This window comes from Streptomyces sp. SID13666 (genome assembly GCF_010548325.1).
Classification (GTDB): domain Bacteria; phylum Actinomycetota; class Actinomycetes; order Streptomycetales; family Streptomycetaceae; genus Actinacidiphila; species Actinacidiphila fildesensis.
Window position 1 is genome coordinate 109,690 of sequence record NZ_JAAGLX010000019.1, and the last position, 19,668, is coordinate 129,357.

Here is a 19,668-nt window from a genome sequence, read left to right on the forward strand (position 1 = left end):
GCTGGGTCAGTCCTCCAGTGCGGCGAGGCCGGGGAGCGTCTTGCCCTCGAGGTATTCGAGGCTCGCGCCGCCACCGGTCGAGATGTGGCCGAAAGCGTTCTCGTCGAAGCCGAGGATGCGCACGGCCGCGGCCGAGTCACCGCCGCCGACCACGGTGAACGCTGGGCTGTCGATCAGGGCCTGGGCGACCGCGCGGGTGCCCTCGGCGTAGTCCGGGTGCTCGAAGACACCCATCGGGCCGTTCCAGAACACGGTGGCCGCGTCGGCGAGCTTCGAGGCGAAGAGCGCACCGGACTTCGGACCGATGTCCAGGCCCATCACGTCGGCCGGGATGGCGTCGACGTCGACGGTCACCGGGTTGGTCGGCGCCTGCGCCTTGAGGTCGGGGAAGGCGCCCGCGGCGACGACGTCGACCGGCAGCACGAACTCCACGCCCTTGGCCTCGGCGCGCTTGAGGTACTCCTGGACGACCGGGATCTGGTCCTCCTGGAGCATGCTCCTGCCCACCTCGTGGCCCTGGGCCTTGAGGAAGGTGAAGACCATGCCGCCGCCGATCAGGATCCGGTCGGCCTTCTCCAGCAGGTGGTCGATGACACCGAGCTTGTCGGAGACCTTCGCCCCGCCGAGCACGACCGCGTACGGCCGCTTCACCTCGGAGGTGAGCTTCTTCAGTACGTCGACCTCGGTGGCGATCAGGCCGCCCGCGAAGTGCGGGAGGCGCGCCGGGAGGTCGAACACGGAGGCGTGCTTGCGGTGCACGGCGCCGAAGCCGTCACCGACGTAGACGTCCGCGAGCGATGCCAGGCGGTCGGCGAAGGCGCCGCGCTCGGCATCGTCCTTCGCGGTCTCGCCCGCGTTGAACCGCAGGTTCTCCAGCAGCACCACGCCGCCGTCGGCCAGTCCGGCGACGGCCGCCTGCGCGCTGTCCCCGACGGTGTCGGCCGCGAACGCGACCTCCGTGCCGAGCAGTTCGCCGAGGCGTACGGCGACCGGTGCGAGCGAGAACTGCGGGTCGGGCTCGCCCTTGGGGCGGCCCAGGTGTGAGGCGACGATCACCTTCGCGCCCGCGGCGACGAGCTTGGTGATGGTCGGGACGGCGGCACGGATCCGGCCGTCGTCGGTGATGGTGGCGCCGGAGAGCGGCACGTTCAGGTCGGCGCGGACGAACACCCGCTTGCCCGCGACCTGTCCCTCGTTCAGGAGGTCGTCGATCGTCTTCATATCCGGTGGGCTCCTCGTGGTCGACAAGGGACAGGGCCCGGCCGACGCGTCATCGCGTCGGCCGAGCCCTGTCACTCACATCTGCGTGGCTAGGCCGTGACTCAGAGCTGGCCGCCGACGAAGGTGGTCAGGTCCACCAGGCGGTTGGAGTAGCCCCACTCGTTGTCGTACCAGCCGAAGATCTTGACCTGGTCGCCCTGGACCATGGTCATCTGCGAGTCGAACGTGCACGAGGCCGGCTCGTTGACGATGTCCGTCGAGACGATGAGGTCCTCGGTGTACTCGAGGATGCCCTTGAGCTGGCCCTCGGCCGCCTTCTGGAAGGCCGCGTTGACCTCTTCCTTGGTGACGTCGCGCTCGACGGTCACCACGAGGTCGGTGATCGAGCCGGTCGGGACCGGGACGCGCAGCGAGGTGCCGTCCAGCTTGCCCTTGAGCTCGGGGATGACCAGCGCGGTGGCCTTGGCGGCACCCGTGGAGGTCGGGATGATGTTGATCGCGGCGGCCCGCGCACGGCGCAGGTCGCTGTGCGGGAAGTCCAGGATCTTCTGGTCGTTCGTGTAGGCGTGGACCGTGGTCATCATGCCCTTGACGATGCCGAAGTTCTCCAGGAGCACCTTCGCCATCGGCGCCACACAGTTCGTGGTGCACGAGGCGTTGGAGATGATGTTGTGCTTCGCCGCGTCGTACTTCTCGTGGTTGACGCCCATGACCACGGTGATGTCCTCGTCCTTGGCCGGAGCCGAGATGAGGACCTTCTTCGCGCCGGCCGCGAGGTGCTTGGCGGCGTCGTCGCGCTTGGTGAAGAAGCCCGTGGACTCGATGACGATGTCCGCGCCGAGCTCGGCCCACGGCAGGTTCGCCGGGTCCCGCTCCGCCATCGTCTTGAAGGTCTTGCCGCCGACGGTGATGGTGTTGTCGGTGTGCGTGACCTCGGCCTTGAGACGGCCCAGGATGCTGTCGTACTTAAGAAGGTGCACCAGGGTCGCGTTGTCGGTCAGGTCGTTGACACCGACGATCTCGATGTCCGCGCCCTGCTCAAGCACGGCACGGAAGAAGTTGCGACCAATACGACCGAAGCCGTTGATGCCTACCCGGATCGTCACGAACCGATCTCCTCGCTGATGTGCCGGAATACACTCCGGCTGCGAAATATGGGATGTCCCCGACCACCCACGACCCTACCTCGCCCACGTGTTCCCAGTGACATCGACAGCGCCCGGACGGGCTCTGAGCGCCCGCTCAGCGGCCGTTTTCCCAGTTCACCCCGCCTGTCACGGAGTGTCACCAGGGAAGCCGTCCGTAGCGGCTCCGGATGCTGAGACGGCCCGGCCCGCAATTCAACAAACCGTTCGGCGCCGCCACCGGGCCACGTCCGCACGGCGGTTGAGCTCCGCGTGGGGTCCGCGGCGCCGGCCGCACCCGGACGCACCGCGCCCCGGTGTCCTGTGCGGAACACCGGGGCGTGCGGTGGGTGAACAGCGGCGGGGTCAGCCGACCATTTCCTCGGTGAGGTTCGCCTCGGTGCCGGGCATCCCCATGTCGGAGGCGCGCTTGTCGGCCATGGCCAGCAGCCGGCGGATACGGCCGGCGACCGCGTCCTTGGTCAGCGGCGGCTCGGCGAGCGAGCCCAGCTCCTCCAGCGACGCCTGCTTGTGCTCGATCCGCAGCCGGCCGGCTGCCGCGAGGTGCTCGGGGACCTCCTCGCCGAGGATCTCCAGGGCGCGCTGCACCCGGGCGCCGGCCGCGACCGCGGCCCGCGCGGAACGGCGCAGGTTCGCGTCGTCGAAGTTCGCCAGCCGGTTCGCGGTGGCCCGGACCTCGCGGCGCATCCGGCGCTCCTCCCAGGCCAGGACGGAGTCATGGGCGCCGAGCCGGGTCAGCAGCGCGCCGATCGCGTCGCCGTCCCGTACGACGACCCGGTCGACGTTGCGCACCTCGCGGGCCTTGGCCGGGATCTGCAGCCTGCGGGCCGCGCCGACCAGGGCCAGCGCCGCCTCGGGGCCGGGGCAGGTGACCTCCAGCGACGAGGAGCGGCCCGGCTCGGTGAGCGAGCCGTGGGCCAGGAAGGCGCCGCGCCAGGCCGCCTCGGCGTCGCAGGTGGCACCGGAGACGACCTGCGGGGGCAGGCCCCGGATGGGACGGCCGCGGCCATCCACCAGACCGGTCTGCCGCGCCAGCTGGTCACCGCCGGCGACCACCCTGACCACGTACCGGCTGCCGCGGCGCAGCCCGCCGGGGGCCATCACCACCAGGTCCGAGGAGTGGCCGAAGATCTCCAGGATGTCCTTCCGCAGCCGCCGGGCCGCGATCCCGGTGTCCAGCTCCGCCTCGATCACGATGCGGCCGCTCACCAGGTGCAGACCGCCCGCGAACCGCAGGATCGACGAGACCTCCGCCTTCCGGCAGCAGGTCCGGGTGACGGGGAGCCGGGAGATCTCATCCTTCACCGCTGGCGTCATCGCCATGGGCCGATCCTTCCACGCATACGAAAAATCCGGTCATACGCGGTGGCCAGCAGCTCCGGATCGTGCCGCGGCCCGTCGGGGGCCGCTATCCGCGCCAGCTCGACCGTGCCGCCCAACCCTTCGGCAGCCTTGACCAGGCTGTCGCGGTCGGGCACGGCGGCCTCGTCGGCCAACACCACGTCGATGGTGAGTTTAGGGGCGTGTCGGGCCAAAACCTCCAAGTGACGCTGCGGAGAAAAGCCGTCGGTTTCCCCCGGCTGGGGTGCGAGGTTCAGTGTGAGGACCTTGCGGGCCCGGGTGTTCACCAGTGCGTCGGCCAGCTCCGGGACCAGCAGATGCGGGATCACCGAGGAGAACCAGGACCCCGGTCCGAGGACCACCCAGTCGGCGTCCAGGACCGCCTGGACGGCCTCCGGAACGGCCGGCGGATCGGCCGGCTGCAACCACACTTCCTGCACGTCACCGGGGGTGAGGGCGACCGTGGCCTGGCCCCGCACCGTGGTGGTCTCGTCGGGCGCCGCGGGGTCGTGCCCGCGGACGCTCGCATGGAGGTCCAGCGGCACCGCGGACATGGGCAGCACCCGGCCGTGCGCACCCAGCAGCCGGCCGACCCATTCGAGTGCCGCGACCTCGTCGTTGAGCTGCTCCCAGAGGGCGACAATCAGCAGATTGCCTACGGCGTGTCCGTGCAGATCGCCCTTGCTGACGAAGCGGTGCTGGATCACCTGCGCCCAGGTCCGCCCCCACTCGTCGTCCCCGCACAGCGCGGCCAGCGCCTTGCGCAGGTCACCGGGGGGCAGGACGCCCATCTCCTCGCGCAGCCGGCCGCTGGAACCGCCGTCGTCGGCGACGGTGACGACGGCGGTCAGGTCGCCGGTGATCCGGCGCAGGGCGCTCAGCGACGCGGACAGGCCGTGGCCGCCGCCCAGGGCGACCACTTTCGGCGGTACTCCGGAGCGACGGCTCGTCCGACGCAGGCGCCGTGCCGTCCGGATCACTCGCGCCCCATGTCCCGGTGGACGATGACGGTCTCCACCCCGTCCGAGGAGAGCCGCGCGGCGAGCCGCTCGGACATCGCGACGCTGCGGTGCTTGCCACCGGTGCAGCCGACGGCGATGGTCACGTACCGCTTGCCCTCCCGGCGGTAGCCGGCGGCGATGATGTGCAGCAGCTCGGCGTACCGGTCCAGGAACTCCTTGGCGCCGGGCTGGTTGAAGACGTACTGGGCGACCTCGTCGTTCAGCCCGGTGTACGGGCGCAGCTCCGGGACCCAGTGCGGGTTCGGGATGAAGCGGCAGTCGACCACCAGGTCCGCGTCGACCGGGAGCCCGTACTTGAAGCCGAAGGACATGACGGTCGCCCGCAGCTCGGGCTCCCCGTCGCCCGCGAACTGGGCGTCCATCTTCGATCGCAGCTCGTGCACGTTCAGGCTGGAGGTGTCGATCACCAGGTCGGCCTCGCCGCGCAGCTCGCGCAGGAGATCACGCTCCTTGGCGATGCCGTCCACGATCCGGCCGTCGCCCTGCAGCGGGTGCGGGCGGCGGACGGACTCGAAGCGGCGCACCAGAAGGTCGTCTGAGGCCTCCAGGAACACCACGCGGCGCTTGACGCCCTTGGTGTCGAGGTCGGCCAGCGACTCCCGCAGATTGTCGAAGAAGCGGCGGCCGCGGACGTCCACGACGACCGCGATCCGCGCCACATTGCCCTGCGAGCGCGCGCCGAGGTCCACCATGGTGGGGATCAGGGCGGGCGGCAGGTTGTCCACGACGAACCAGCCGAGGTCCTCAAGGCACTTGGCCGCGGTGCTGCGGCCGGCTCCGGACATGCCGGAGATGATCACCAGTTCGGGGATGGCCTCGGCGGCCTCACCCGCTCCACCGGTCGTCACGGTTGCTCCGTCTCCGTCGTTCTCTGTCATCGCTGTCTCCCCCGTTCCACTGAGGCGGCCCCCGGGTGCGGCCGTCTACTCATCCTCAATGATCTCTCCCGTGGCGGTGTTCACCGCGGGAACGGCGGGCGCGGCTCCGGCCAGGGCCGCGGCGACCGTCTCGGCCGTGCGGCGGCCGATGCCGGGCACCTCGCAGATCTGCTCCACCGTGGCGGCCCGCAGCCGCTTGAGCGAGCCGAAATGCTTGAGCAGCGCCTGGCGGCGCGTCTCGCCGAGGCCCGGCACCGCGTCCAGGGCGCCCGCCTTCATCGATTTCGATCGTTTGGTGCGCTGGTACGAGATCGCGAAGCGGTGTGCCTCGTCCCGGATCCGCTGCAACAGGTACAGGCCCTCGCTCGTGCGGGGCAGGATCACCGGATCGTCGTCGTCCGGCAGCCAGACCTCTTCCAGGCGCTTGGCGAGGCCGCAGACGGCCACGTCCTCGATGCCCAGCTCCGCGAGCGCCCGCTGGGCGGCCGCGACCTGCGGCTGCCCGCCGTCGACGACGACGAGCTGCGGCGGGTACGCGAACTTGCGCGGCCGGCCGGTCTCGGGGTCGATGGGCCCGCCCACCGCCTCGCCCGCGCCGCCGCCCTCGGCGCCGACCTCGCCGCCGGCCGCGCCGACGTCCCACTCGCCCGTCTTCTGCTTCTCCTGCAGATAGCGGCGGAAGCGCCGGGAGATCACCTCGTGCATCGACCGGACGTCGTCCTGGCCCTCGAAGGACTTGATCTGGAAGCGGCGGTACTCGCTCTTGCGGGCCAGGCCGTCCTCGAAGACCACCATCGAGGCGACCACGTCGTCACCCTGGAGGTGCGAGATGTCGAAGCACTCGATCCGCAGCGGGGCCGTCTCCAGCTCCAGCGCCACGGAGATCTCCTCCAGGGCCCGGGAGCGGGTGGTCAGGTCCGAGGCGCGCTTGGTCTTGTGCAGCGCCAGCGCCTGCTGCGCGTTGCGCTGCACGGTGACCATCAGGTCCTTCTTGTCGCCGCGCTGCGGGACCCGCAGGCTGACCTGCGAACCGCGCCGCTCGCCGAGCCACTGGGTGAGCGCCTCGGCGGTCTGCGGCATGGCCGGGACCAGCACCTCCTTGGGGACGCCCTCGCCCTTCTCGTCACCGTAGAGCTGCTGCAGGGCGTGCTCGACGAGGCCGGCGGTGTCGACCGCCTCGACCTTGTCGGTGACCCAGCCGCGCTGGCCCCGTACCCGGCCGGCGCGGACGTGGAAGATCTGGACGGCCGCCTCCAGCTCGTCCTCGGCGACCGCGATCAGGTCGGCGTCGGTGGCGTCGTTGAACACCACCGCGTTCTTCTCCAGGGCCCGCTTGAGCGCTTCTATGTCGTCACGCAGCCTGGCGGCCCTCTCGTACTCCATCTCGCCGGCCGCCTCCCGCATCTGCTGCTCCAGGCGGCGCAGATACGTGCCGGTGCGGCCGGCCATGAAGTCGCAGAACTCCTCGGCGAGTTCGCGGTGCTCGTCCGGGGTGACGCGGCCGACGCAGGGCGCGGCGCACTTGCCGATGTAGCCGAGCAGGCAGGGCCGGCCGATCTGCGCGGACCGCTTGAACACCCCTGCGGAGCAGGTCCGCACGGGGAAGACCCGCAGCATCAGGTCCACGGTCTCGCGGATCGCCCAGGCGTGGGCGTACGGCCCGAAGTACCGCACGCCCTTCTTCTTGGGCCCGCGCATCACCTGCACCCGGGGAAACTCCTCACCCATGGTGACGGCCAACGACGGATAGCTCTTGTCGTCCCGGTACTTGACGTTGAACCGGGGGTCGAACTCCTTGATCCAGGAGTACTCCAGCTGCAGCGCCTCGACCTCGGTGCCGACCACGGTCCACTCGACGGACGCGGCGGTCGTCACCATGGTGGCGGTGCGCTGGTGCAGGTTGGCGATGTCCTGGAAGTACGAGGAGAGCCGCTGGCGCAGGCTCTTCGCCTTGCCGACGTAGATCACCCGGCCGTGCTCGTCCCGGAATTTGTAGACCCCCGGCGAGTCGGGGATCTGACCCGGCTTCGGTCTGTAACTGGAGGGGTCTGCCATGCCACCACCCTACTGGCGGGCGGTGACATTCCCGGTCCCGGCACGGGTCACGCGCGGGGACCGGGAATGACGGTTCAGCTACGCCGCGTGGTGCGGCGGCGTACGCCGAAGGCGAAGGCGGTGATCAGCGCCAGACCGGCGCCGACCGCGCCGAGCGGGGCGCCCTTCCCGAGGTGCCCGTCCGCCGCGCCGGCCCGGGCGGCCTGCGCCTCGGGGGCCGCTGCGACAGCCGGAGCGACGGCCGGAGCTGCGGCGGGACCGATGGCCCCGGGAGCGGCTCCGGGAGCGGCCCCCGTGTCGTAGCCGCCGCCCAGGCCCGCCCGGTCGTACGCCGAGCCGGGCAGCTTGTCCCCGTACCTTCGGTGGACGAGCTGCTGGTAGCCGGCCAGCGTGGTGCCGGCGGCGCCGACGGCCTTGACCGCGTCCGGATCGAGCGGCAGGACCCTGCCCGCGCGCACCACGTACCAGGCGTCGATCTGCGGTTCCCGGAAGACCGTGGAACCGGGCTGAGCACCGCCCTTGGCGACGTAGTCGGTCTCGTCGCTGCCCGTGGCGATGTTCACCACCTTCCAGCCGGTCCCGCTGCGCACCGTCCACACGGAGGCGGTGTGCCCGTCGGCGGAGACCGCCTTGGTGGCGGCGAACTCCGGCAGCGCGACGGCCGCGCCCCGGTCGCCCGCGACGAAGCCGGGGTTGAGGGTGTTGACGGTGACGGTCGCGCCTTGGAGGTGCGGTGCCGCGGCCTTCAGTGCGGTGACGCCGTCACGGGCGAAGAAGCGGGAGAGCGTGTCGAGGGTGGCCGGCGCCGCGGCGGCTTCGCGGGCGGCGGCGGGAGCGGCGGAGGCGGCGGGTATGTCGTCGGCGTGCGCCACGGGGACGGCGGCCAGAGTGAGTCCGCCGGACGCCAGGGCGGCGACCGCGCCTGCCGCGATCTTGTGTGTCGTGCTCGTCTTCATCGGCGCCTCACGCTCCGATCCGGTAGAGCGAATGGGTCCAGGAGAACGAGCTGTTGTTGACGTAGTACGAGTAGTCCGCCCAGTTGTAACGGTAGTTGGACGGCCACGGGTCTCCCCAGTAGACGAAGTTGGTGGCGGTGTCGTAGCCGTAGAGCACATGCATGTGCCCGCCGCCGGAGCTCCACGCGATACGGGTCTCCACCGGCCGGTTGGCGCTGATCTCGCTCTGCACGGTGGTGTAGCGCAGATAGCCGGTGACGTAGCTGCCGGAGTTGATGCCGGCCCAGTCCAGCGCGTTCTGCACGTTGTCCAGCGACGCCTGCCAGTTGCCGCAGGTCGAGCCCTGGGCCCGGTTGAAGGCCGCGTTGCAGAACTGGTTCTGCGAGTAGGAGCGGCCGAACCAGGTGGCGATGGTGTTGCCGCTCGCTGCCCAGCACCAGTTGGTGTTCTGCTGCGCCTGCATGGTGATGTTCAGCTGCTTCGCGCCGGCCAGGGTGCTGGTCGCGGCGGCGGGTGCGGCGAGGGATGCGGCGGCGGGTGCGGCGCCGGCTGTGGGGGTGCCGGTGATGCCGAGGCCGAGTGTCGCGGCGAGTGCGAGCACGACCGCCGCGAGGCGCCCGCGGCCGCGCAACCGCATGCGGAGGGGATGGAGCATGGCGTTCCTCCCTGTCGGGAAGTGGGGGGTGGAGGAGCGCGTCCGGACGCTGGATCAGAGCATCGGGTGTTGTCGGGGACCGGTCAACGGGCTTCAATGTGGGGGCGAGCCAGGTGTGAACGCCCGCGGTACGGGTGTGAACACAGGGATCGGATCAGCAGGTCAGCAGCGTGCCGCGAGACGTACCGGCCACCACGTGGGTGAACGTTCACAGACCGCGCGGCCGGAGGAGCGCGATGTCGCAGAGAACCGCATTGTCCGAGGCGCTGCGCACCGGACCCTTCCACCACGCGCTGCGGACCGCCGTGGCCGCCCGCGGTCTGGCCCTGGAACGGGTCCGGCACCGTCTCGCGCAGCGCGGCGTGCGGGTGTCCGTCACCAGCCTCAGCTACTGGCAGAGCGGCATCCGCAGACCGGAGCGGGCCGAATCGCTGCGCGCCGTCCGGGCGTTGGAGGACGTCCTGGAACTGCCCGCGAACTCCCTGAGCCGGCTGCTCGTCCCCCGCACGAACCCCGACCGGCCGCCGGCCCGCTCGTACCAGTACCTGATGGAACCCGCCGCGGCCCTGGAGACCCTGCTCGCGGAGCTCGGCTCCCCGGCGGACGGCGGGCTCCACACCGTCGTGCACTACGAGCGGGTGCGGATCGGGGAGGCACGCGAGCTGCTCGCCCACGACTCACAGCATGTGGTCCGCGCACACCGTGACGGTGTGGACCGCTATGTGGCTATCCACCACGGGGACCCCGGCTGCGATGTCGAGCGGGTCCGGGTGCGGGCGGCCGACAACTGCCGCGTCGGACGGGTCAGACGGCACCAGGAGTCCGGCGTGGTCGTCGCCGAGCTGCTCTTCGACGGCCGCCTGCGCGGCGGCGACACCGCCCTGCTCGGCTACGGCTTCGACGACGGCAGCGGCCCGCCGAGCGGCGAGTACGTCCGCGGCTTCCCCTTCGGAGGCGGCCAGTACGTCCTCCAGGCCGCCTTCGCCCCGACCACCCTCCCGGTCCGCTGCCGCCGCTTCGAACAACCCACCCAGGGCGCCCCCCAGCAGGCGGTCGCCGAACTGCTCCTCAACGGCCGCGGCACCGTCCACTTCGTGGAGGAGACGGTACGGCCGGGCCTGCTGGGCATCGCGTGGGACTGGTCCTGAGGGGCCGGGCGGTTCCGGCCGGTCGGTCCTGAGGGGCGGCGCCAACGCACTCAGGACGGATCCGTCGGCGTGGGGCCGGCCCGTTGCCGGGCCGCCCCCCGCCCGTCACCAGCCGCGCTCGCGCCACTCCGCGAGGTGGGGGCGCTCGGCGCCGAGTGAGGTGTCGTTGCCGTGGCCCGGGTAGACCCAGGTCTCGTCGGGAAGGGCGTCGAAGAGCTTGGCGGTCACGTCGCCCAGGAGGCGGGTGAAGGCCTCCGGGTCGTCGTGGGTGTTGCCGACGCCGCCGGGGAAGAGGCAGTCGCCGGTCCACAGGTGCGGGTGGCCGTGCGGGTCGTCGTAGACGAGGGCGATGCTGCCGGGGGTGTGGCCGACCAGGTGGCGGGCGGTCAGCTCGATGCGCCCGACCCGGACGATGTCGCCGTCCTCGACCAGGACGTCGGTGGGTACCGGGATGCCCTCCGCGTCGTAGCGCCCGGCGTAGGTGCGCGCGCCGGTGGCGGCCTTGACCTCGGCGAGGGCGCTCCAGTGGTCGCCGTGCTGATGGGTGGTGACGACGGAGGCGATTCCGTCGTCACCGATCAGGCCGAGCAGCGTCCGGGGCTCGGCGGCCGCGTCGATCAGCAGTTGGTCACCGGAGTCCCGGCAGCGCAGCAGGTACGCGTTGTTGTTCATCGGGCCGACCGCGACCTTGGTGATGATGAGGTCGGTGAGCTCGTGCACGTCCGGCGCGCCGCCGACCTTCACTTCTCCGTTATAGGGCATGCCGCCCAGGTTAGTGGCGCCCAGGTCAATGGCGTCAGATGAGCGGTGGGAGGATGGGCAGCGGGTGGTCCGGGACGGTGGTCAGGCCGTCGCCCTTGGCGCGGCCGCTGACCCAGGCCAGCAGGGCGTTGCCGGTACCGCTGACGGTGAGCTCCGGCTCGGTGGCGGCGCCGAGATCCCAGGAGGATCCGCTGCCGGTGTCGTGCAGCCGGACGGCGGCGACGCCCTCGTGGCCGGAGAGGCCGTCGAGGAGCGCGTCGAGCTGCCGCCCGGTGAAGTCCGCCGGCAGATCGTCGAAGCCGCAGCCGATGCCGAGATCCACATGGTGGAAGTTGATCTCGACGAGCCGCCGCCACGGGATCTCGGCTGCGGCGATCACCTTGCCGGACCGCATCCGGACCTGGGCGGCCCAGGCCTGCGGCGGGATCTCCCCGGTGGCCAGCGCGAAGCGGTCGGCGGAGGTCCGCAGGTCGTCGAGGTGCTCGGCGAGCGGGCGGCCGGCGCCGTCGGCGATGTCCTTGTCGCGCACCTCGGTGCTGATGTACTGCGGGGTCTCCTCGCCGGTGCGCGCCCAGGTGAGGAGGTTGACGAGTGAGTCGGCGTTGCGGGCGAGGTGGGCCAGGACGTGGCCGCGGGTCCAGCCGGGCAGCAGCGAGGGCTCGGCGACCGCGGTGGCGGGGAGCGCCGTGACCGCCTCGATCAGCCGTTCGGTGGCTGCTTGTGCGGCAGCCGCATCGCGGGCGGGGTCGGGTCGTTGGACGGACACAGGGCCTCCTGATCGACAACGTGCTCGACAGCTTGATCGACGGTGCACGGACGACGCTAGCGCGGTCACTCGGTCGGGTGAACATGGCAGCCGCCCTCCGTAAATCGAATGCGCGTGCTATAGGCTCGGTGTGTCACAACAGGAAGAAATGTTGACGGCGCCCCGTTTAGGCTGACTGGGGGTGCCGACCCTCTCCTTTTCTATGAAAGGTGCGCACTGGCGTGGCCGATCGACTCACAGTCCGTGGCGCTCGCGAGCACAACCTCAAGAACGTCTCGCTCGACCTCCCGAGGGACGCGCTCATCGTGTTCACCGGACTCTCCGGTTCGGGCAAGTCCTCCCTCGCGTTCGACACGATCTTCGCCGAGGGGCAGCGCCGCTACGTCGAGTCGCTCTCCTCCTACGCCCGGCAGTTCCTGGGCCAGATGGACAAGCCCGACGTCGACTTCATCGAGGGCCTCTCACCGGCCGTCTCGATCGACCAGAAGTCCACGTCGCGCAACCCGCGCTCCACCGTCGGCACCATCACCGAGGTCTACGACTACCTCCGGCTGCTCTTCGCCCGGATCGGCAAGCCGCACTGTCCCGAGTGCCGCCGGCCGATCTCGCGCCAGTCGCCGCAGGCCATCGTCGACCGGGTGCTGGAGCTGGAGGAGGGCAGCCGCTTCCAGGTGCTCTCCCCGCTGGTGCGCGAGCGCAAGGGCGAGTTCGTCGATCTCTTCGCCGACCTGCAGACCAAGGGGTACAGCCGGGCCCGGGTGGACGGCGTGACCATCCAGCTGACCGAGCCGCCGGTGCTCAAGAAGCAGGAGAAGCACACCATCGAGGTGGTCATCGACCGCCTCACCGTCAAGGAGAGCGCCAAGCGCCGGCTGACCGACTCCGTCGAGACCGCCCTCGGGCTGGCCGGCGGCATGGTGATCCTGGACTTCATCGATCTGCCCGAGGACGACCCGCAGCGTGAGCGGATGTTCTCCGAGCACCTGTACTGCCCCTATGACGACCTCTCCTTCGAGGAGCTGGAGCCGCGCTCCTTCTCCTTCAACTCGCCCTTCGGCGCCTGCCCGCAGTGCAGCGGCATCGGCACCCGCATGGAGGTCGACCCGGAGCTGATCGTCCCGGACGAGGAGAAGTCGCTGGAGGACGGCGCGGTCGCGCCGTGGTCCGGCGGTATGTCCAAGGGGTACTTCCAGCGGCTCGTCGAGGCACTCGGCGAGGAGCTCGGCTTCCGCACGGACATCCCCTGGGCGGGTCTGCCGGTCCGCGCCAAGAAGGCGCTGCTCCACGGGCACAAGACGCAGATCAAGGTGGCCTACAAGAACCGGTACGGCCGCGAGCGCGCGTACACGACCAACTTCGAAGGCGCGATCCCGTTCGTCAAGCGGCGGCACCAGGAGTCCGAGACGGACTCCAGCCGCGAGCGCTTCGAGGGCTTCATGCGCGAGGTGCCGTGCCCGACCTGTGAGGGCACCCGGCTCAAGCCGATCGTCCTCGCGGTCACCGTCCAGGGCCGGTCCATCGCCGATGTCTCCGCGATGTCGATCAGCGACTGCGCCGACTTCCTCTCCGCGATGAAGCTGGACGCCCGCGACAAGAAGATCGCCGAACGGGTCCTGAAGGAGGTCAACGAGCGGCTGAAGTTCCTGGTCGACGTCGGCCTGGACTATCTCTCGCTCAACCGCGCCTCGGGCAGCCTGTCCGGCGGCGAGGCCCAGCGCATCCGGCTCGCCACCCAGATCGGCTCCGGCCTGGTCGGCGTGCTGTACGTGCTGGACGAGCCGTCGATCGGTCTGCACCAGCGGGACAACCACCGGCTCATCGAGACCCTGGTGCGGCTGCGGGACCTCGGCAACACCCTGATCGTGGTGGAGCACGACGAGGACACCATCAAGATCGCCGACTGGATCGTCGACATCGGCCCGGGCGCCGGTGAGCACGGCGGCAAGGTCGTGCACTCGGGTTCGCTCAAGGACCTGCTGACCAACGAGGAGTCGCTGACCGGCCAGTATCTGTCCGGCAAGCGCTCGATCCCGATGCCGGACGTGCGCCGGCCGGTGGACCGCGACCGGCAGCTGACCGTGCACGGCGCCCGCGAGCACAACCTGCAGGACATCGACGTGTCCTTCCCGCTCGGGGTGCTCACCGCCATCACCGGTGTCTCGGGATCCGGCAAGTCGACGCTGGTCAACGACATCCTCTACACCCACCTGGCGCGCGAGCTGAACGGGGCGCGCAGCGTCCCGGGCCGGCACACCCGGGTGGAGGGCGACGACCTGGTGGACAAGGTCGTGCACGTGGACCAGTCGCCGATCGGCCGCACCCCGCGCTCCAACCCGGCCACGTACACCGGTGTCTTCGACCACGTCCGCAGGCTCTTCGCCGAGACGATGGAGGCGAAGGTGCGCGGCTATCTGCCGGGCCGCTTCTCCTTCAACGTCAAGGGCGGCCGCTGCGAGAACTGCTCGGGCGACGGCACGATCAAGATCGAGATGAACTTCCTGCCGGACGTCTACGTCCCGTGCGAGGTCTGCCACGGCGCCCGCTACAACCGCGAGACGCTGGAGGTGCACTTCAAGGGCAAGTCCATCTCCGAGGTGCTCGACATGCCGATCGAGGAGGCGCTGGACTTCTTCGAGGCCGTCCCGACGATCTCCCGTCATCTGCGCACCCTGAACGAGGTGGGGCTGGGCTACGTCCGGCTCGGGCAGTCGGCGCCGACCCTCTCCGGCGGCGAGGCGCAGCGCGTCAAGCTCGCCAGCGAGCTGCAGAAGCGCTCCACCGGCCGGACGGTCTACGTCCTGGACGAGCCGACCACCGGTCTGCACTTCGAGGACATCAGCAAGCTCATCAAGGTGCTGTCGGGACTGGTCGACAAGGGCAACACGGTCATCGTCATCGAGCACAACCTCGATGTCATCAAGACCGCCGACTGGGTCATCGACATGGGCCCGGAGGGCGGCAACGGCGGCGGTCTGGTGGTGGCCGAGGGCACCCCGGAGGAGATCGCCGGGTCGACGGCCAGCCACACCGGCAAGTTCCTGCGGGACATCCTCGGCGACCGGGTGAGTGACGCCACGGTGTCGCCGAGGAAGAAGCCGGCGGCGAAGAAGCCGGCGGTGAAGAAGGCCCCGGCCAGGAAGGTCACCGCGAAGAAGGCCACGGTCGCGGAAACCGTCGCGGCACCCGCCAAGAAGGCGGCGCCGCGCAAGAAGGCAGCGGGCAAGGCCTGACCCGCTGGGCACAGGTTCGGGACGTAGGGTACTGGTCTCAAGATCAGTCCCTGCGTCCCTTTCCGCGTCCTGAGCCTGGAGCACCACGATGACCGAACCGCACGCCGCCTGCCGCCGTACCGTCCTGCGGGGCGCGGCTCTCGCCGGAGTCGCCGGCCTGGGCCTCACGGCCTGCGGCGGATCCGGCAAGGACAAGGCCGCGGCCACCGGTCCCGTCGACCTCGGCCCGGCCACCGAGGTCGCCGTCGGCGGCGCCAAGCTGTTCCGCGATGACAAGGTCGTGGTCTCGCAGCCCACCCAGGGCGCCTACAAGGCGGTCAGCGCGGTGTGCACGCACGCCGGCTGCGTGGTGGACAAGGTCGAGGACGGCATCATCTCCTGCCCCTGCCACGGCAGCCGCTTCAACGCCACGACCGGCGCCGTCGTCCAGGGCCCGGCGACCGAGCCGCTGCCCGCCGTCGAGGTGCGCGTCGAGGGCGGCAAACTGATCACCGGCCCCAAGGCCTGACACCTGGCATCAGTCGTCGAGGTCGATCGCGAACTCGACGACCGTGGTGTCACCCCGCCGGACGATCGGGTGCGCAACCTCGACCACCCGGCCGTCGTCGGCGACGTGCCTGCGGGTGAAGCGGATCACCGGCACGGAGCCGCCGATGCGCAGCGTCGCCTGCTCGTCCTCGGTGGGCATGGCCGTGGTGAACGACTCGGTGATGCGGTTGACGTGGATGCCCAGCGTCTTGAACTGCGCACGAGTGCCACCCGGCCACGGCTCGTTGATCGGGTCGGCGACAGGTGTAGCGGCGACATCGGACCAGCGGACATAGCTGATGGACATCTGCGTCGGGGCATCGTTGTCGTAGAACACGAAGTGGCGGGCGAGAAGCGGTTCGCCGATTTCGCACTCGAAGAGTGCGGCCAGTTCGGCGTCGGCCCGCTTCTTCACGTACCGCTTGTCGAGCCGGTATTCGGACCAGCCGATGCCTTGGTCCTTGGTGAACGCCGTTTGCGGCGCTGTGGTGTTGGTGCGGTACCGGTCAGCTGCCATGCGGTGAACGGGCGGCCGTTTGCGGACGATGGTGCCCGCGCGGGTCCGGGTCTCGATCAGTCCCTCGTTGCGCAGGACCGCGAGAGCGTTGCGGATCGTCGTCTCGGAGACGCCGTGCGCCTCGCACAGCTCCGGCAGGGTGGGTAGGCGGTCGTCCGGCGCGTAGGTGCCGTCATGGATCTGGGCACGTACTTCGGCGGCGATGCGGAGGTACTCCGGCCGTTCCTCGCGGGGCACGCGAATCACCCTCCCGAGTGATCGTCCGATTCTGTACTCACATATTGGCCGCTTCGCTTGACCCTCGCCAAGTCGCGCGCGATTCTGAGTACGGAAAAGAACTTTCCGTACTCAGAACATTGTGGAGTTTGGGAGCACACCCATGCCTGAATCCGGACAGAGCTGGCAGCGCCGCTTCCCCGGGGATGCCGAGCAGGTTCGCGTCGTCCGGGTATGGGTGGGCAGTCACGTGCGCCACGAGGACGCTCCGCTGCTGGCCGACGAACTCTTCGTCGCCGTCCTGGCGACACGACCGGCGAAGATCCAGATGACCCTCTCCACGGCCGGTTACCGAGCCCGCATCTCCGCGTCCGGCAACGTGGCGTTACCTCTGCACAGCGTCAGGGGTGCCGGTCTCTCGATCATCCGCGGCTTCTCATCCTGCCACGGCACCACCCCGGACGATCACGGACTCTGGGCAGAAGTCACCCAGGAGAAGACGCCATGAGCACCGACAACACCCAGCCTCCGGTCATCGACCCGGACCGGCTCACCATCAACCAATTGCGCGGACTGAACTGCGCGCACTGCGCAGCGCGCCTCTACCGCGCCCGGTCGATAGGCACACACCACATCGGGACCGGCGTACACGCCGACGACGTCGAACTGTATGCATGCGAACCGTCCTGCGCCGTCGCGGTTGAACGGCAACCGCACGCATGGTGCCAGTTGTGCCACGACCCGATCGACGCCGCAATGGCCGTCCCGATCGGCAACCGGCCCGCGCCGACCGGTCCCGGCAGATTGCTGTACGCGGACGCCAAGTGCCGTGTGGCGTACCGGATCATCCCGCTGGCCGAACACCCGGCGGACACGGACGGCACCATCCGCTTCCGTACCGCCGACCCGTTCGTCCCGAAGTCCCGCTGAGACAGCAACTCCCGGACCGCCTCGCGGTAGCAACCCCAGGTTTTGGGGACAACTCGAAGCCCCCGCCCGGCACTCCCTCCCAGACCGCAGCTTCGTGCCGCACTCGCGGGATGCCACGGCGGGCAACGCTTAGTAACAGATCCGTCACACCGCCGCCAAGCGCCTTCGGGCACTGTCACGCTGCACCCTCAAGCCGTCTGGGGGCCAACATCACCAACCCGTTCCTCATCCCGACCGTTCAGCGCCGAATGTTCACCGAGCCATGGCAGCGGTACGCGTGGGCTGCCCTACCCCTGGTCAGCATGTCGCTCTTGGCCTTCTTGCCATTCGTCATCGCCTGGCACCGCAAGGTCATCGGATGGCGAGCTCCAGCCGTCTACGCAGCTCTTAGCGCGACCGTTCTCGGCTTCGCCATCGTCCAGCCCAAGGTCAACGCATGGTTCGCGGTAGCCGTCTGGACATTCATGATCACGACGGTCGTGCACGTCCTTCTCCTCGACCGCAGCAAGCAGCAGATCAAGTGACGCGGGGCCGTGACGGATCGCCGAGCGGCGATGCCGTCACCGCTTGCCGGAAACCAAGGGGACTCATGCACGCTCATTCAGCCCGCGCCACCGCCATCATCGCCTGTGGCCTTCTCTTCGCTACGGGCTGCTCGATGGGCACTACGCGCTCCCCGAACAAACCCGCAGGCAATTCCGCACCATCAGCGGCCGGCGTCACCGCGACCACAGCGTTCGGAGCGATTGCCAAGGATGTTCCGACCGCGAAGCTCACGGTCACGGTGACCGCTGAGAACGACAGCAATCACCTGATGGGTCGCCCTGGCCGGTACACGTCAGCGATCAAGTTCGCCGACAGTCGGATCAAAGGCGCCGACGCCAGCATGTACAAGACGGGGGACGTCGAACTCGGCGGCTGCATCGAGGTCTTCCCGACCACAGAGGCCGCGAAGACCCGCGCCGAGTACATCCAGAAGGTCACGGCGAGCATTCCCATGCTCGCCGAGTACGACTACCCGCACGGGACGGTCCTCGTCCGCGTCTCCCGATATCTCACGCCCACCCAAGCCGCCGCCTACGACAAGGCCGGCTCCAAGCTCGGGTAGCCGCTGGCCACGAGCTGGTGCCGTGGCATGGATCTTGGTGACGCGATCCGCGCGGCAGTGAGCCGCGTCGGATCGGACAGGCCCTACGAGCGGCGCCTCATTCGTTGGCCCACCTCGCCGGAGTCCGTCTCCCACCACGGGCGGGTCATTTCCGGGACGGCGGGGGCGGGCTCGTGGGCCGACGCCGACGCGCCTGAGGCCGTGGCCGCCGGGAGGAGTTCGTGGTCCAGGCGGGCGTCCAGTTCGGCGGTTTTCGCGCGGTCCGTGCGCCACCACTGGGCGAAGACCGCGATCAGGAAGGGCAGTCCGACCAGTTCGGCGAGGGTGAGCATCAGGCCGCCGCCGATCAGCTGGTCCTGCTTGGGGGTCGGGCCCCAGGTGCGGGGCTGGGCCGCGTACCAGTGGCCGGCGACCAGGGTGCCGCTGGTCATGACGACGATGCCGGGGAGCGAGTCGAAGAGGCCGTCGAGGAAGACCAGGGCGGCCCGTGCCGGGTGGGTGCACCAGCGGGGCAGCAGTTCCTGGTGGGTGAGCATCGGCAGGACGAACAGGCAGCCGGTCAGCAGCAGTTGGAGATGCATCAGTTGGAGGACGGCGTCATGGCGCAGCGCCGTCTCGAAGTAGGGCGTGAAGTAGATCGTCAGCTCGGAGCCGAGCACCGCCGCCGAGCTGACCAGCGGGTACGTCAGCAGGCGCACCGCTCGGCCGGTCAGTACGCCGTGCAGCGGGCCGTCCGGGGTCACCAGGGCCAGCGGGTCGCCGAGGGCCAGGCCCAGGGGGGCGATCAGGTCCAGCACGATGTTCTGCACGGCGGCGGGCCAGAACAGCACCCGGCCGTAGACGGCCAGGCCGGACATCGTGGCGACCACGATCGCGCCCAGGCCGAGCACGAGGAACGCCGTGGTCCGCGCGATTGGCCAGCGGCCGCCGGCGTGACGGTGCCGCCGTACGCCCGCCACGTAGAGCCCGCCCAGCAGGACCACGGCGGCGAGCGCCACACCGTCCAGCTGCCAGGCGCCCAGGAATGTGGACACCGTCAGTTCCGGCAGAGCCGCCGCCGTGGTGCCGAGCGCAGCAGCCATGTCGTCCTCGTCCTCGCATCCGTCCGGTCCCGGCGGCCAACGCTAGACCTGCCGGGGTGGACGGACGTGGGCAGGGCCCGGCATGTCGCTGCCGGGCCCTGCCCATCA

At 70.0% G+C, this 19,668-nt stretch carries 19 protein-coding genes; 7 read left to right on the forward strand and 12 right to left on the reverse strand.

Features of this window, described 5'->3' with window-relative positions:
* Positions 1-6: 6 nt before the first annotated feature.
* From pgk to G3I60_RS23900, 8 genes are all read right to left on the reverse strand, one after another.
* Entirely contained in the window at positions 7-1,221 is a 1,215-nt protein-coding gene (pgk, locus tag G3I60_RS23865) for a phosphoglycerate kinase (RefSeq protein ID WP_138356329.1), read from the reverse strand.
* 101 nt (positions 1,222-1,322) lie between these two features.
* Complete coding sequence (gap, locus tag G3I60_RS23870) at positions 1,323-2,327, reverse strand: type I glyceraldehyde-3-phosphate dehydrogenase (protein ID WP_138356328.1); 1,005 nt, start codon at positions 2,325-2,327, stop codon at positions 1,323-1,325.
* 384 nt (positions 2,328-2,711) lie between these two features.
* Positions 2,712-3,689 carry a DNA-binding protein WhiA gene (gene whiA / locus G3I60_RS23875; protein WP_138356327.1) on the reverse strand — a complete coding sequence of 326 codons (978 nt, stop codon included), beginning with the start codon at positions 3,687-3,689 and terminating at the stop codon, positions 2,712-2,714.
* Complete coding sequence (gene yvcK / locus G3I60_RS23880; protein WP_138356364.1) at positions 3,680-4,666, reverse strand: uridine diphosphate-N-acetylglucosamine-binding protein YvcK; 987 nt, start codon at positions 4,664-4,666, stop codon at positions 3,680-3,682. Before yvcK ends, whiA begins: the two co-directional genes overlap by 10 nt.
* A gap of 17 nt (positions 4,667-4,683) precedes the next feature.
* Complete coding sequence (rapZ, locus tag G3I60_RS23885; protein ID WP_138356326.1) at positions 4,684-5,607, reverse strand: RNase adapter RapZ; 924 nt, start codon at positions 5,605-5,607, stop codon at positions 4,684-4,686.
* Positions 5,608-5,652: 45 nt separating this feature from the next.
* On the reverse strand, positions 5,653-7,662 hold the full coding sequence (uvrC, locus tag G3I60_RS23890; RefSeq protein ID WP_164607691.1) for an excinuclease ABC subunit UvrC: 2,010 nt from the start codon (positions 7,660-7,662) through the stop codon (positions 5,653-5,655).
* A 74-nt stretch (positions 7,663-7,736) separates the two neighbouring features.
* Positions 7,737-8,618, reverse strand: a complete 882-nt coding sequence (locus tag G3I60_RS23895) for a hypothetical protein (RefSeq protein ID WP_164298526.1) — start codon at positions 8,616-8,618, stop codon at positions 7,737-7,739.
* A gap of 7 nt (positions 8,619-8,625) precedes the next feature.
* Entirely contained in the window at positions 8,626-9,273 is a 648-nt protein-coding gene (locus G3I60_RS23900; protein ID WP_164298525.1) for a papain-like cysteine protease family protein, read from the reverse strand.
* A 236-nt stretch (positions 9,274-9,509) separates the two neighbouring features.
* Here G3I60_RS23900 and G3I60_RS23905 point away from each other — a divergent pair, with 236 nt between their 5' ends.
* Positions 9,510-10,421: a hypothetical protein gene (locus G3I60_RS23905; RefSeq protein ID WP_138356322.1), complete on the forward strand. Its 912-nt coding sequence runs from the start codon at positions 9,510-9,512 to the stop codon at positions 10,419-10,421.
* Between the two features lie 105 nt (positions 10,422-10,526).
* On the opposite strand, the gene G3I60_RS23910 is transcribed toward G3I60_RS23905, so the two are convergent.
* Complete coding sequence (locus G3I60_RS23910) at positions 10,527-11,183, reverse strand: MBL fold metallo-hydrolase (RefSeq protein ID WP_164298523.1); 657 nt, start codon at positions 11,181-11,183, stop codon at positions 10,527-10,529.
* Positions 11,184-11,217: 34 nt separating this feature from the next.
* The gene (locus tag G3I60_RS23915) at positions 11,218-11,949 is read right to left on the reverse strand and encodes a maleylpyruvate isomerase family mycothiol-dependent enzyme (RefSeq protein WP_164298521.1); all 732 of its coding nucleotides are present in this window, start codon (positions 11,947-11,949) and stop codon (positions 11,218-11,220) included.
* A gap of 221 nt (positions 11,950-12,170) precedes the next feature.
* Here G3I60_RS23915 and uvrA point away from each other — a divergent pair, with 221 nt between their 5' ends.
* Positions 12,171-15,179 carry an excinuclease ABC subunit UvrA gene (gene uvrA / locus G3I60_RS23920; RefSeq protein WP_164298519.1) on the forward strand — a complete coding sequence of 1,003 codons (3,009 nt, stop codon included), beginning with the start codon at positions 12,171-12,173 and terminating at the stop codon, positions 15,177-15,179.
* 88 nt (positions 15,180-15,267) lie between these two features.
* Positions 15,268-15,687 (forward strand): Rieske (2Fe-2S) protein, encoded by a 420-nt coding sequence (locus tag G3I60_RS23925; protein WP_164298517.1) that lies wholly within the window; start codon positions 15,268-15,270, stop codon positions 15,685-15,687.
* 9 nt (positions 15,688-15,696) lie between these two features.
* Here G3I60_RS23925 and G3I60_RS23930 read toward each other — a convergent pair whose 3' ends face one another.
* Entirely contained in the window at positions 15,697-16,461 is a 765-nt protein-coding gene (locus G3I60_RS23930) for a GntR family transcriptional regulator (RefSeq protein WP_138356317.1), read from the reverse strand.
* Between the two features lie 142 nt (positions 16,462-16,603).
* Here G3I60_RS23930 and G3I60_RS23935 point away from each other — a divergent pair, with 142 nt between their 5' ends.
* From G3I60_RS23935 to G3I60_RS23950, 4 genes are all read left to right on the forward strand, one after another.
* A complete protein-coding gene (locus G3I60_RS23935; RefSeq protein ID WP_138356316.1) occupies positions 16,604-16,948 on the forward strand; it encodes a hypothetical protein in 345 nt (114 codons plus the stop codon).
* The gene (locus tag G3I60_RS23940) at positions 16,945-17,370 is read left to right on the forward strand and encodes a hypothetical protein (RefSeq protein WP_164298515.1); all 426 of its coding nucleotides are present in this window, start codon (positions 16,945-16,947) and stop codon (positions 17,368-17,370) included. The genes G3I60_RS23935 and G3I60_RS23940 overlap by 4 nt, the downstream gene beginning before the upstream one ends.
* 311 nt (positions 17,371-17,681) lie before the next feature.
* The gene (locus G3I60_RS23945; protein WP_164607693.1) at positions 17,682-17,894 is read left to right on the forward strand and encodes a hypothetical protein; all 213 of its coding nucleotides are present in this window, start codon (positions 17,682-17,684) and stop codon (positions 17,892-17,894) included.
* 65 nt (positions 17,895-17,959) lie between these two features.
* A complete protein-coding gene (locus G3I60_RS23950) occupies positions 17,960-18,478 on the forward strand; it encodes a hypothetical protein (protein WP_164298511.1) in 519 nt (172 codons plus the stop codon).
* Between the two features lie 83 nt (positions 18,479-18,561).
* Here G3I60_RS23950 and G3I60_RS23955 read toward each other — a convergent pair whose 3' ends face one another.
* Complete coding sequence (locus G3I60_RS23955; protein WP_164298509.1) at positions 18,562-19,560, reverse strand: cytochrome c oxidase assembly protein; 999 nt, start codon at positions 19,558-19,560, stop codon at positions 18,562-18,564.
* Between the last annotated feature and the right edge of the window lie 108 nt (positions 19,561-19,668).